This window comes from Streptomyces sp. NPDC001068 (genome assembly GCF_042897315.1).
Lineage (GTDB): Bacteria > Actinomycetota > Actinomycetes > Streptomycetales > Streptomycetaceae > Streptomyces.
On the sequence record NZ_JBIAYD010000002.1, the window covers coordinates 910,446 to 923,910 of the forward strand.

9 protein-coding genes are annotated in these 13,465 nt (G+C 69.6%); 5 read left to right on the forward strand and 4 right to left on the reverse strand.

Going from position 1 to position 13,465, the window contains the following annotated elements:
- Positions 1-153 precede the first annotated feature (153 nt).
- The 3 genes from ACFY3I_RS09155 to ACFY3I_RS09165 all read left to right on the forward strand — a co-directional run bounded on the left by ACFY3I_RS09155 (position 154) and on the right by ACFY3I_RS09165 (position 3,235).
- Positions 154-1,119, forward strand: coding sequence for a pirin family protein (locus ACFY3I_RS09155; protein ID WP_390860042.1), 966 nt, complete (start codon positions 154-156; stop codon positions 1,117-1,119).
- 131 nt (positions 1,120-1,250) lie between these two features.
- On the forward strand, positions 1,251-1,646 hold the full coding sequence (locus tag ACFY3I_RS09160; protein WP_390860043.1) for a contact-dependent growth inhibition system immunity protein: 396 nt from the start codon (positions 1,251-1,253) through the stop codon (positions 1,644-1,646).
- 935 nt (positions 1,647-2,581) lie between these two features.
- Entirely contained in the window at positions 2,582-3,235 is a 654-nt protein-coding gene (locus tag ACFY3I_RS09165; protein ID WP_390860044.1) for a DUF6338 family protein, read from the forward strand.
- 271 nt (positions 3,236-3,506) lie between these two features.
- Here ACFY3I_RS09165 and ACFY3I_RS09170 read toward each other — a convergent pair whose 3' ends face one another.
- The 4 genes from ACFY3I_RS09170 to ACFY3I_RS09185 all read right to left on the reverse strand — a co-directional run bounded on the left by ACFY3I_RS09170 (position 3,507) and on the right by ACFY3I_RS09185 (position 9,576).
- Entirely contained in the window at positions 3,507-6,137 is a 2,631-nt protein-coding gene (locus ACFY3I_RS09170; RefSeq protein ID WP_390860045.1) for a CHAT domain-containing protein, read from the reverse strand.
- Between the two features lie 117 nt (positions 6,138-6,254).
- Positions 6,255-6,797 (reverse strand): nucleotide exchange factor GrpE, encoded by a 543-nt coding sequence (grpE, locus tag ACFY3I_RS09175; protein WP_390860046.1) that lies wholly within the window; start codon positions 6,795-6,797, stop codon positions 6,255-6,257.
- Entirely contained in the window at positions 6,794-7,927 is a 1,134-nt protein-coding gene (locus ACFY3I_RS09180; protein ID WP_390860047.1) for a tetratricopeptide repeat protein, read from the reverse strand. The genes grpE and ACFY3I_RS09180 overlap by 4 nt, the downstream gene beginning before the upstream one ends.
- 29 nt (positions 7,928-7,956) lie before the next feature.
- Complete coding sequence (locus tag ACFY3I_RS09185) at positions 7,957-9,576, reverse strand: Hsp70 family protein (RefSeq protein ID WP_390860048.1); 1,620 nt, start codon at positions 9,574-9,576, stop codon at positions 7,957-7,959.
- 647 nt (positions 9,577-10,223) lie between these two features.
- Here ACFY3I_RS09185 and ACFY3I_RS09190 point away from each other — a divergent pair.
- Entirely contained in the window at positions 10,224-11,198 is a 975-nt protein-coding gene (locus ACFY3I_RS09190; RefSeq protein WP_390860049.1) for a pyridoxal-phosphate dependent enzyme, read from the forward strand.
- A gap of 70 nt (positions 11,199-11,268) precedes the next feature.
- Entirely contained in the window at positions 11,269-13,404 is a 2,136-nt protein-coding gene (gene ligA / locus ACFY3I_RS09195; protein ID WP_390860050.1) for an NAD-dependent DNA ligase LigA, read from the forward strand.
- The last annotated feature ends 61 nt before the right edge of the window (positions 13,405-13,465 follow it).

Here is a 13,465-nt window from a genome sequence, read left to right on the forward strand (position 1 = left end):
TGTAAGTCACTTGATTTACGCAAGCAAGCAGGGTCCGGTTCGGTACCCGCGGTTCCGCGCCGGCGGTCGCGGACTCGACAACATGAGGGACTGGTTCCGCTGGACCGCGTACCCGCTCGGCAACCGGGACCTCCGGCCGCTAGGTTGGGCGGTATGAGCAACCTTGACCGTGCGCCCGTCCCGAGCGTGTGCGGTGGCCGTGGGTTCGTCGTCGCCGAACCCGTCCGCGAGCTGCTGAGCCCACGCCACGTGCAACTCGGCGAGTCGACCGAGGTGCGCCGACTGCTGCCGAACCTCGGCCGCCGCATGATCGGCGCCTGGGCGTTCGTCGACCACTACGGCCCCGACGACATCGCCGACGAGCCCGGGATGCAGGTACCGCCGCACCCGCACATCGGGCTGCAGACGGTCAGCTGGCTGCACCAGGGCGAGGTGCTGCACCGCGACTCGACCGGCAGCCTGCAGACGATCCGCCCGCGCGAGCTCGGACTGATGACGTCGGGCCGGGCGATCAGCCACTCGGAGGAGAGCCCGAGGTCCCACGCGCGGTACCTGCACGGCGCCCAGTTGTGGGTGGCCCTGCCGGACTCCCACCGGCACACGGACCCGAAGTTCGAACACCATCCCGACCTGCCGACGGTCACCGCGCCCGGTCTGACCGCCACGGTCGTCCTCGGCTCCCTCGACGGCACGACGTCCCCCGGCACGACGTTCACCCCCATCGCCGGCGCGGACCTGGCCCTCACCGCCGGCGCCGACCTGCGCCTGCCGCTGGAGCCCGACTTCGAGTACGGCGTGCTCGGGATGTCCGGCGAGGTGAGCGTCGACGGCGTGCCCGTGCTCCCGGGCTCGATGCTCTACCTGGGCTGCGGCCGCACCGAACTGCCTCTGCGTGCCGAGTCGGACGCGGCGGTCATGCTCCTGGGCGGCGAGCCGTTCGAGGAGGAGCTCATCATGTGGTGGAACTTCGTCGGGCGCACCCAGGACGACATCCAGCAGGCCCGTGAGGACTGGATGAGCGGCTCGCGATTCGGGGAAGTGAAGGGTTACGACGGGGCGCCCATCCCCGCCCCCGAACTGCCGCCGACTCCGCTGAAGCCGCGGGGACGGGTGCGCTGAGCCCGGATTCCGACGCGGCACGTACGTCACCGGGCGCGGTGGAAGGCACCCCGCCCGGTCCGCTCGGCACCTGCTGCCGCGGTCAGCTTCACTCGGGCCACGTTCGATATCTGACATGGGACGATCGGCCGGTGACTCGACTCGTCAACCGTGACCTCTGCCTCGATGAACTCGATCGCGACGGCCGGCCGGTCCCGTCGGGCGGTGAGACCCGGCTGACGGCGACCGTGCGCCGGCTCCGACGCAAGCCGATCGGCGGCCTGACGGTCGAGGACCTGCGGCTGTTGATCCGGCAGGACGTCGGCCTCGCCCATCTGCTGCCCCAGGCGGTGGAGACCCTGCGGACCGACCCGCTGGCGGAAGGCGACATGTACGAGGGCGACCTGCTGGCCGCCGTGCTCACCAGAAGTCCGGAGGTGTGGAGCCGGTTCCCCGGGCTCCAGCGGGATGTCCGCCTGATCGTCTCGGAGTTGACCGACGTGCCACCCGCTCTGGAACGTGAGGTCGAGAGGTTTCTTGTTCTGTAGCCCGCCGACAGCAGCTACCGCGGCGAGGGGCCGGCGGGTCGTCTTGGGGCGTCTGGGCTAAGCGCCTCTTCCGGATCTTGTCGGACGGGTGCGCCGTCGGCACCGCGGACGACCGCAGACGCGGGAGGCTGCCATTGGTCAGGGACAATGCGGTGTGACGTGTGATGTCTGCGGCCATGAGATGCGAAGCATGCCGGTTACTCAACGGCAGATGCCGTGGGAGAGGACGGTGAAGGAACGCTGGTTCTGTTCCTGGTGCTACGCCTGGACCGAATGATCAGTCGCTGTACTGCTGGGAATGTCTCTAGAACACATTGCGGCGCCGGTAATCAACACGGCGGACCGTCGGTTACCACCTGGAAGCTCGAACGCGCCCGGGCTCGATCCGGAGAGCATCGGCGCGCTCTCGCGGTGCACGGGCGTCGATTTCAACGGCTCCCCGGAACAACGACGGCCTTCAGATTCCGGCAAAGTGTGATCGTAGTCAAACGGGCGGCCATCGTCGGCGTCCACGCTAACAATCCGACACTGCCCATTGCCCGCGTCACCGGCCGGGCTTCCGTAAGATCCGGTGTCGCGGCGTCTCGACTCGCAGCCCAGGGGCACACATGTGAACGAGCTAGGAACGTACATTCGAGGCCCAGATCCGAATACGCCGATGTGGTCCGCCGACTAAGCGCACCAATTCCAGCGGATCGGCGAGGTGGCGGGCTCGATTTTCGCGACAGCGTGCATCTGAGCCATCCATAGCAGACCGTAATCGCTGGTCTCACGTAGCCCGAGATCCTTGGATATTACCGGCACAAGAAAGCGGATATGCGTAAGTTCCCTACGCAGCCGGACGGAACGCCTTCGAAGGAAGCTTAGGGGTTTACGGACAGGGCACTATCGTCGGCGAGCGGGCGGAGCGACGCCTTCGTCCTCCGGAGGTGCTAGTGGACACGTTCGAGGCTGCCGCCGTGACGGCGATCGCGGTTCTTCCGGGAGCGCTCTATCTCTTCGCGGTGGAACGCGAGACGGCCGTCGTCCGAGCAGGGCTGGCCGATCGTGCCCTGCGGGTGGCGGCGACCGCCGCTCTGTTCCACCTGGCCTTCGCCCCACTGACGGCGTGGGCGTATCTCCATGTGTGGCAGTCGGGGCGTCTGACCAGACCGCCGGTGCCGTGGGCCTGGTGGTGGTTGCCCCTCCCGTACGCCGTCGTGCCGTTGCTGGCGGGGTTCGCCGTAGGCAGGGCATTTCGCAGAGGACGCCGCTGGGCGCGCGTCGTCAACGGGCACACCCCCGAACCGCTGGCCTGGGATGCCCTGTTCGGCCATGAATCCGCGCTGTGGCTCCGGATCCGGTTGCGGGACACCGGTGGCGGGACCAACGGCTGGATTCTCGGAGTCTTCGCCCGCGACGCGCACGGGCGACTCGACTCCCGAGCCTCGGCGTACCCGCAACCGCACGACCTGTACCTCTGCGACACAGCCTTGGCCCTACCGGACGGGACCTTCCGCAGCGGTGCCGACGGACGACCGGTACTGCGCAACATCGGCCTTCTGATCTCCTGGGAGGAGATCACTTACATCGAGGTGATGTGGGGATGATCATGAACGAGTCCGAGCTACCCGAACAGCCCGGCAACACGTCCGCCGGCCCGGAACAGGTGCACTCACCCGACGAAGAGTTCGATCCGACCGAGACGCTGGGGGGCGGCTCCGGCCGCTCGCACGGACACGCCATGCTCACACCCGACCAGATGCGTCCACCTCCGCCAGACGCGACGGCGACACCTCCGGCACCGGTACCGTCCGCGGAGGACGACGTCACGACGGATCCGGATCTTGGTGAGGATCTGGACGGTACCACCGGCACAGGTCAGGCACCGGTGTAAGCGAAGGTTGCCCAGGCAAACGGATTGACCAGCAGCCCCTGGCGCAGCACGGCCGCCTGTGCCCGTGCGAGCGCCACCGCGGGATGGGAGCCGCTGAGCCAACTTCGGTAGAACTCCTTCATGAGCGGCGCGGTGAAGTCGTCGAAGCACATCCACTGTGTGGCGACAATCCCCCTCAGCCCCGCTTGGACGAGTGCGGCGGGCAGGCCTACCACCTCGTCGGGCAGAGCGTCGCCGGTCACGGCGGTGCCGCAGGCCGAAAGTACCGCGAACGCGGCACGAACCCCACGTGCCGCCAGAACGTCGCGTACCTCCAGCCGGGAGTTCCCGCCCAGGTGCAGACCGCTGCCGAGGGGGCTGCCGCTGTCCATGACACCGTGGCCGGTGAAGTGCAGGACGTCGGTGGTCCTCAACGCCTTGAGCAGGCTTGCTTTGGAGACCTGCCCGGGTTCGACCTCCGTCACGGTGACACCAGCGTGACGAACGGATTTCACGCCGTCCAGCTCCACCGATGCGTCGAGGTCGGAGCCGGTAGTCTCACCTGCCAGAGCTGGCGCGGGGTGGATGAGGGCCAGCCGGGTGACCGTCTGTCGGCTGCGCGCGGCGCTGCGCAGGGCCGCAGCGTGCGGGGCATACGAGAGAGCGGTCCGTTCCAGGAGGAACCGCCATGTGCCGACCTGTTGTGAGGCACACTCACCAGCCGCGTGGAGGGGCAGCATGCCCAACAGCCCACCTGGCAGAAGGACCGCCCGTTCGCGGTTCCCAAGCACGTCGGCCACGGACCGCATCGCCCGATCCCACAGGGCGTTGACCACGTTCCTGGCCAACTGACCACGCGTCATACCGTACTTCGGGGATCGCTGCCGGTCCCGGAGGACTTCCGCTTCCCGTAGTCTGCTGAGGAGTTCACGTACGACGCTCACTGTGAGCGTCGGCAGGTTCACCGATGTCGGACCGGCTTCTCGGCATTCTTCCCCGGTCACGACGAGGGCCGCACCCCCATCCCTGGCCACGGTGAAATAGACCAGGGGCGCGTCCCCGGCGAGCGTGACGATCTCCTGCCAGTCGGGAGCGACCACCCAGTCGGAGCCGCTCCGGCTCCGGGCGTGCACCAGCGCCAGTTGCCGTCGGCACGAGGCCATGCGGGCCGCCCCCTTCCACGGTGTACCAGCTGGATGGGCGAGTTCCTGCCGCTGCAGATTGTCCAGTTCACGAGTGAGGTTCTCGACGGCCTGTGCTGTCCGGCTGTCGCCGCCGGCCGTGGTGGACAGCGGTGTCACCCGGTCTGCGGCGGCACCCGTGCGCCGACCGAGTCCCTCGGCCAGCAGGACACCGCGTGCTCCCTCCAGGGCGAGTACGGCCTCGATCCTGTCCTCGACGGCGGACGAGTTCGCCAACTCCCTCGCGCACAGCGGAAGCGCGTCGGCAGCCATCGCGAGAGCCGACTCCTTGTCCGCACGGCTTATCTGCGTATGGGTCAGCGCAGGGAGCACACGGAACGCGGCGGCGTAGGCCCGGGCGGCCTCCAGACGGTGGCCGTCGCGAAGCGCCCATCCGCCCTGCTGGGTCGCCGCGTCCCAGGCAGTGCGCAGATTGCTGCGCGCGCCTGTCAGATAGGACTGCTCGAATGCGTGCCGTGCGAGTGGTCTGTACCGTTCATCCTTGATGCGGTCGGCGAGGAGCATCCGTGTCGTGGCCAGGCTCAAGAACGCGGCCGCGATCACCGACTCCTCGGTGAGATCCGGAGCACCGAGAAGCTCCAGTAGCACCTCCTCGGCACGGCGCAGATCACTGATCGATGCTCCAGGTCCGCTGAGGGCCTGGGCGAGGAAGATGCGGGTGCCGAGCCAGGTCGAGCGGGCTCCCGTCGCGCCGCCCGGTGGGGCGTAGGGGATCGACTCCAAGTCGGCCGCAGCGCCCCGAATTTCGGGACCCGGACGGTCCACCGGGACGTCGGCGTTCTGCAAGGACACCAGATAGGCCCTGACGGCCCGAAGCTGCTGGAGTTGCGGCTCCGAGCCGCCCTGGCGGAACGGCGAGCGCGCGGCACACCGGTCAAGGACCCTGAAAGCCTCCTCCAGGTCGGCCCTGACCTCGTCCGGGCGCATCGGAGGATCAGGGTGCACCAGAAACTCACGGTTCAGGTTGTAGCGAGATCCCAGTGCCCCCGCCAGGGAACAGTCGACCAGGCAGATCTCACTGCCGAACGCCGCGCGCTCGGCCTCCCCTGCCGCTTCCCACACCTCGCGACATGTACGCCACAAGGAGATCGCCGCGTCGAGGCACTGCCGGTTGCCTGCCAGAGCCTGGCCGAGGCGGACCAGGGCAAGGTACGTCAAGCTGTACATCCGACGCGCAGGCCCCGACGGCCGGTCCAGGTGTCCGGCTGTGAACATCGCCCTCCTCGCGCCGCCGACGACGTCGGCACCGGCCATCGACTCGGGCAGGGAACGGAATCGCTTGCGCAGGTCGCACGCCTCGCGTGTGGACGCCTCCTCGCCAGGCTCCTCCAACTCGTCGTGCGCCGCGAGCGCGTCCGCGTAGTCTTGTTGAGACCATGTGGGAACGCGAAGCAGCGCCCTCGCCTTGAGAACCGCGAATTCCTCAGCCGTCACCGCGCAAACTCCCGCCCCCTCGACGACCGTTCACCATGGATGTCCGTACGAGCCCGTCGGCCTGCAACCTCCTGACCTCGCGCCGTCCAGGGGCGCCGTGACGTCCGGGTCGCACGGCTAGGTGTAGACGCGCACCTGCTGCGGCCGCACGATGCGCTCGTCCATGCGGTATCCGTGCCGCACCACTTCCGCGACCTCGCCGCTCTGGTCGGGGGAAAGTGCGGTGGCCGCCCCGACGGCTTCCTGGGCTTCCGGATTGAAGGGGCCGCGGGTGACGGGAATCCGCCTCATGCCGTACTTCTCCAGGAGGGCCGACAGCTCCGTGACGACGGAGCCGGTGAGTGCGTCGTCCTGCGCGGCCTGCCGCTCTAGCCGGTCGACGATCAGCACGACGTCGTAGAGCAGGGGCTGCACGATGCGCCCCTCAGCGGCCCTGCGCGCATGGTCGAGCTCGGTCAGAAGCCCGTCGACACTACGGCGGACCTCCCGGTCGTTGAGCAGCCGTCGGCGGAACTGGTCGCCGAGCGCGGCCAGTTCGTGGCGCATGCCGTCGACGGCATCCGCGACGACGGCGAACGGGTCGCTCGGCTGCCCGGCCGGTTCCGTGAGCCGAGGGACGGCCGGCTCCTCCGGTTGCGGCAGGGGCGGTGAAGTGGTCATGAAAGTCTCCTGGTCTGTGACCTCAGGTAGGGAGGCAGGTCGTTGTAGGCGTGCCGCCAGCGCGGCTTGACTCCTATCGCGACCGGCACGAAGTAGAAACCGGCTACAGCCAGCAGTCTCAGCTCCACCGGCCCCCCGGTGACCATGAGCACGAGGCTGACGGCCATGACCGCGGCCATGCTCCTGTACCAGCGCCAGGTCCTGGCCAGTGCCCTGCCGGCGTCGGTCCGGTAGCGGTTCAGGCAGTCGACGAGGCCGGCGTCCGAGATGCCCACGGCCAGCGCCTGCTCCACGCAGTGCGTGACCATCGCGGCGCTGGCCGGTGAAGGGATGACGTAGCGCTGCCTTGTCGGGTGCCAGACCATGGCGCCCTCGGCGCGCAGCGACCAGATCCGACCTATCTGGTCCCGGACCACCGGAGTATCAGGCTTTTGTATCAGCACCTCCTCGTAACAGCTCAACGCCTCGTCGAAACGTCCGGCTTGGAAGAAACTGTTGGCTGCAGCGACTCGCGAGTCGGTGTTTCCTGGGGCGAGTCGCGAGGCCGCCACATACCAGTTGGCGGCGCTGACGGGGTCGCCGCGTCGCTCGTGGACCTTGGCGATCAAGGTGTGGGTGAGTGCATCGCCGGGGTGCAGGGCGAGGGCGCGATGTAACTCCTGCAACGCGTCCTGCAAGTGGCCCTGGTTCGCGTGCACGGTCCCCAGCAGCCGCCAGGCGTCACCATTGGCGTCGTCGTGGTGCACCGCCTGACGTAGCTCGTACAGTGCGCCTTCATTGTTGCCCTGGGTGATCAGGGTGCGGGCGTGCCCCATCCAGTCCCGGCCTCCCAGAGTGGGCTGTGGTGGGGGCTCCGAGGCTGGTTCCGGCGCGCGCGGGCGTCGACGCGCCTGATCCAGCCGAAGGTTGTAGGCGTTGCGTCGGGTGCGATCGAGCAAGTCCCTGCGCGCCTGCGAGATCAGCTCCACCTTGTCCTCTGCCTCACGCCGCTTCTTGGCGTCGGGGGCTCGGCTCGCCCGGCTCGACCAGGTACGGACGGCCCGGTCGAGCCCTTCGGAGACCTCGTCCGCAGTCGCGGACCGGTCGATGCCGAACTCCGTGTAGTAATCCGGGACGTCTTCGGTCGTCATCGCTGCCGGCTCCACCTGAAGGTTCGGGCCTAGAGGGTCGAGATTCGCGCGACGCGGTCACCGAGCTGGTCCAACTGTGCCTGGCTGAGGTTGTCGGGGCGTTCGAGCTCGAACTCGCCCAGCCACGTGCCCGTCGTGCCATCCTTCACCTCGACGTGGATCACGCCGTCGATGTCGTAGGAGTAGAACACCTCGAAAGGCGCACCCTTCGGGTACTGGGGGATGTCGATGGTGCCCTCGCCGGCCATCTTCACGTAGGCGAGATCCTCGTCGTCGCCCTCCGTCACTTGAACCCTGAGGTGGCGCTGCCTGTCGGTGAGGGTGTGAAACGTATCGCTCTCTTTGGCCGGCACGGGCGTGTTGTGCGCGATGATCACGGAGTTGTACTGGAGCTCATGATTCTCCGAACGAGTCACGACCATGCCGAGGGACTGGGACGTGACGTCGTTGATGGACTTCACCTTTCCCCTGGTCAGGCGGGCCAGGCCGTCGCCGGGGGCGGATTCGACGCTTGCCCCGCTGCCGACGTACTTCCGCTTCTCTTCCGCCTCCTCGGCACGCACCGCGGCGTCGAGGCCGATGAGCGCGGCTCCGAGGGCGACCACTTCGTCCTGGGCGATGTTGCGCTCCGGTTCCCTGCCGGAGAGCCGCCGGATCAGTTCCTGCACCATGGGCATCCGAGTGGAACCGCCCACGAGAAGCAGTCGGTCGATGTCGCCCCAGACGAGCCCTGCCTCCTCCAGCACCCCCTCGGTGATGATGCGCGTGCGGTCCAGGAGTTCGGCGGTGATCTCCTCGAACTTCTCCCGGGTCACCCGGATTTGCTCGTGGCGGCCACCGGCGGAGAGGACCACGACGGCCTGGGCGGTGTTGGAGAGGGTCCTCTTGGCGATTTCCGCCTTGTCACGCAACTCGGCCTGCAGGGCGCTGTCCTCGTTGAGGTCCGTACCGCCTGAGGCCACGAACGCGCCGTTGAGGTAGTTCATCAGCTCGCCGTCCCAGTTGAAGCCGCCGAGGTTGCGGTCCCCGTCGGTGGCGATCACCGTGTAGTCGCCGTTCTTCACCCGCATGACTGTGACGTCGAAAGTGCCGCCCCCCAGGTCGTAGACGAGCACGGTACCGATCTCCTCAGCACCCGCGTCGTCCTGGCGGTCGTCCCCGGAGCACTGATCGAGTCCGTAGGCGAGTGCGGCGGCGGTGGGCTCGTTGACGATTCGCAGGACCTTGAGCCCGGCGAGCCGGCCGGCGTCCTGGGTAGCCTTGCGCCGGACATCGTCGAAGTACGCGGGCACGGTGATGACCGCCTGCTCGACGGGCTCGCCGAGCATCATCTCGGCGTCCTCCTTGAGACGTTTGAGCAGCAGAGCGGAGATCTCTTCCGGTCGGTACGACGTGCCGGACTCCGAGTGGTAGACCGGTGTGGCCTCTCCCATGTAGCGCTTGACGAACTGCACCACGTGATCCGGCGCCGTGGCCGCGGACCGCTTCGCCTGGGAACCGACGACGACAGCGTCACCCTGGAACATCACCACGGACGGCGTGATGTTCTCGCCCTCCCTGTTGCGCACGATGGAGGGCCTTCCCGACCGGTCGGCGACCGCCACGGCGCAGTACGTGGTCCCGAGGTCGATGCCTACAACACGCGTCACAGTTCATTCCCCCTTTTGTACACAGAACTGCTGACACTCCCGATTATCGCCATTCCGGAGGCTGTTGGAGGCCTTTCGCCGAGAACCCGTCGGCCCTTCGGTTCGGCAGGCGTTCCCGTCCAGCAGGTTGGTGGTTTCCGCCGGGCCTCGAAGGCATGTCGCCCGAAGTGCCGTCCGTATCGGTGCGCGCGACGTAGGGTTGGACGCGCTTGCGGCTTCGCGATGGGCGACAAGTCGTAGAGCGGAATTTCGACCAGACCGAAGCGGTCGAAGCAGTTGGTGATACCGGCAGCGTGATCCAAGGTCGGGTCGTGCGCGCGTCCCGGCCGTAGGACGTCCGTCCACGAAACCCTCGAATCCGTCCGTGGGCGTAGGCGATGAGCGCCCCGTCCGCGGGCAGTGCCGGCGTGGTGGCGGGCCGGTCGCCCACTCCGGGTGCCATGCCCAGGGCGATCCCGTGGGCCGCGGCGACCTCCCGCGTTCCGTCCGGGGTGACGATCAGGGGTTCGTGGTGGCCGGTTCCTGTGCGGGCCACACAGACCTCTCAGACCGTGCCGGAGGGCCGCGAGGTGCCAGAGCAAGGCAGGGGGGTGTAATACGACGGTCGATGTGTGGTCGGCCGTAAGTCCCCGGTTGGAGGAGCCCGCGTGAATTCCGCCCCGCTCACGTCCCTCGCAGGTTGGCCGACGCCCCTGGAGAGGGCTCCACGGCTGGCCGCCGCGCTCGGACTGCGGGAGAGCGATCTGTGGATCAAGCGCGACGACCTGATCGGGCTGGGGGCGGGCGGCAACAAGGTCCGCAAGCTCGAGTACACGGTCGGGGCCGCCCTGGCCGCCGGGGCGGACACCCTGGTGACGGTGGGGGCCCCGCAGTCCAATCACGCCCGGCTGACCGCCGCGGCCGGAGCCCGGCTCGGCCTGGACGTGGTGCTGGTGTTCCCGGGCGGGCCCGGCGGGTCACGGTCGGGAAACCTCGTCCTGGACGCCCTGTTCGGGGCCCGGGTCCACTGGGCGGGCGACGTCGGCCCGGCCGGGCTCGTCGCGGCGGCGGAGGACGTCGTGGAGGTGCTGCGCGGCAGGGGGGCGCGCCCGGAGCTGATCCCGTTCGGCGGGTCCAGTGCCGTGGGCGCGCGGGGGTACGAACAGGCCGGCCGCGAGCTGCTGTCCCAGGTCCCCGCGCTGGACCTGGCCGTCGTCGCGGTGGGCTCGGGGGGCACCATGGCGGGCCTGGTCGCCGCGCTCGGCCCGGACCGGGTGCTGGGTGTCGACACCGGGGCGATGGACGAGCCCGCGGCCGCGGTCGCCGCGATGGCCGGCGAACTGACCGGGTCAAAGGTGCGGGACCGGCTCCGCATCCGCGGGGACCAGGTCGGTGCCGGGTACGGCCGTCTCACCGAGGCCACCGCCGCGGCGCTGGAACTCGCGGGCCGCACCGAGGGCATCGCGCTCGATCCCGTCTACACGGGACGGGCCATGGCCGGACTCGTGGCCGCGGTCGAGGACGGCAGCGTCGTCCCCGGCCGCACCACCGTCTTCTGGCACACCGGCGGGCTGGCCGGACTCTTCGGCCACGCCGAGGCCGTCGACCGCTTCGGCGGCGCCCTGACGGAGTTCCCCGCGTAGTCCGGGAGGGCGGTGTCCGGCCACGGCGGCGGGCCCGGGCCGAAGGCCGTTGTCAGTGGTGGGCGGCAGGATGCGGGGCATGACGACACCTGCAGCAGCGATCACGGATGCCGCCGCCTACGCACGGGCGGTGCAGGACGCCGTGGAGGCGGCGGCCGCGTACTACACGGGCGGCACCTCGCCGTTGGACGACGACGCCTACGACCGGCTGGTGCGTTCGATCGCCGGGTACGAGGCGGACCATCCCGGGCAGGTGCTGCCGGACTCCCCCACCGGGAAGGTGGCCGGGGGCGCGGTGGAGGGCGACGTCCCGCACACGGTGGCGATGCTGAGCCTGGACAACGTGTTCTCCGCCGAGGAGTTCACCGCCTGGACCGAGTCCCTGGCCCGGCGGATCGGGCACCCGGTGACCCGGTTCCACGTGGGCCCGAAGCTGGACGGACTCGCGATCGCCGCCCGGTACACGAACGGCCGTCTCACCCGGCTGGTCACCCGGGGGGACGGCACCGCCGGGGAGGACGTCTCGCACGCGATCGGCACCGTCGAGGGGCTGCCCGAGCGGCTCGCCGAGCCGGTCACCGTCGAGGTGCGCGGCGAAGTCCTCATGACCAGCGCCCAGTTCGAGTACGCCAACGAGGTGCGCACCCGGCACGGCGGGCAGCCGTTCGCCAACCCGCGCAACGCCGCGGCCGGCACCCTGCGGGCCAGGGAGCGCGTCTACACGGTGCCGATGACGTTCTTCGGCTACGGACTGCTGCCGCTGCCCGCCTCCGACCCGGCGCTGGCCGAGCGGCTGGCCGGGTCCGCGTACGGCGACCTGATGGGCCTGAGCGCCGGCTACGGCATCCACACCAGCGCGCGTACCGCCGTCACCGACACTGTCGTCGAGACCGCCGACGAGGTCCTGGCCCGGGTGCGGGAGATCGCCGCGGTCCGCGCCGAACTGCCCTTCGGGATCGACGGCATCGTCGTCAAGGCAGACCTCGCCGCCGACCGGCAGGCCGCCGGGTCCGGCTCGCGCGCCCCCAGATGGGCGATCGCCTACAAGCTGCCCGCCGTGGAGAAGATCACCCGGCTGCTGGAGGTGGAGTGGAACGTCGGCCGCACCGGGATCATCGCCCCGCGCGGCATCCTCGAACCGGTCGTCATCGACGGCTCCACCATCACCTACGCCACCCTGCACAACCCGGCCGACATCACCCGCCGTGACCTGCGGCTGGGCGACCAGGTGACGGTGCACCGCGCGGGCGACGTCATCCCGCGCGTCCAGGCCCCGGTCGCCCACCTGCGCACCGGCGCGGAACGGCCCGTCGCCTTCCCCGAGGTCTGCCCGCGCTGCGGATCGCAGATCGACAGGAGCGAGGAACGCTGGCGGTGCGCCCAGGGCCGCGACTGCCACCTGGTCGCCTCCCTCGCCTACGCCGCCGGCCGCGACCAGCTGGACGTCGAGGGCCTCGGCCACACCCGTGTCGTCCAGCTCGTCGAGGCGGGTCTCGTCGCCGATCTCGCCGACCTGTTCGCGCTCACCCGGGAGCAGTTGCTCGGTCTGGACCGGATGGGCGAGACCAGTACCGACAACCTGCTCACCGCGATCGCCGGGGCGAAGTCGCGGCCGCTTTCGCGGGTGCTGTGCGCGCTCGGCGTGCGCGGCACCGGCCGCTCCATGTCCCGGCGCATCGCCCGCCACTTCGCCACCATGGACGCGATCCGGGCCGCCGACGCCGAGGCGATGCAGGAAGTGGACGGCGTCGGCGCGGAGAAGGCCCCGTCGATCGTGGCCGAGCTGGTCGAACTCGCCCCGCTCATCGACAGACTCGCCGCGGCCGGGGTCACCATGACCGAGCCGGGTGCCACCCCGCCCCCGGCCGGCGACGGTCCGGGCCCCGACGGCGGGGCGTCGGCGGCCGCGGCGGAGCCGGGTCCGCTGGCCGGGATGGCGGTGGTCGTCACCGGCACGATGACCGGGGTCCTGGAGAAGCTCTCCCGCAACGAGATGAACGAGCTCATCGAACGGGCCGGCGGCCGCTCCTCCTCCAGCGTCTCGAAGAAGACCGCGCTCGTCGTCGCGGGCGAGAACGCGGGCTCGAAACGTGCCAAGGCCGAGCAGCTCGGCATCCGGCTCGCCACGCCGGACGAGTTCGCCGACCTGATAGCGGACCTGGTAGCGGACCTGGTAGCGGACCCGCTGTCCGGAACCGCCGTGTGATCGGACGTGCCGTCGCGGACCGGTGCCCCCGCGACGCGGCGGTCCCCCGGACACCGCCGGT

What these genes read in the sequence shown, in the direction of transcription:
- ACFY3I_RS09155 (WP_390860042.1), top strand. Translation starts at nt 154, where the DNA reads ATGAGCAACCTTGACCGTGCGCCCGTCCCGAGCGTGTGCGGTGGCCGT.
- grpE (WP_390860046.1), bottom strand. Translation starts at nt 6,797, where the DNA reads ATGACCACTTCACCGCCCCTGCCGCAACCGGAGGAGCCGGCCGTCCCT.
- ACFY3I_RS09180 (WP_390860047.1), bottom strand. Translation starts at nt 7,927, where the DNA reads ATGACGACCGAAGACGTCCCGGATTACTACACGGAGTTCGGCATCGAC.
- ligA (WP_390860050.1), top strand. Translation starts at nt 11,269, where the DNA reads ATGCGGGGCATGACGACACCTGCAGCAGCGATCACGGATGCCGCCGCC.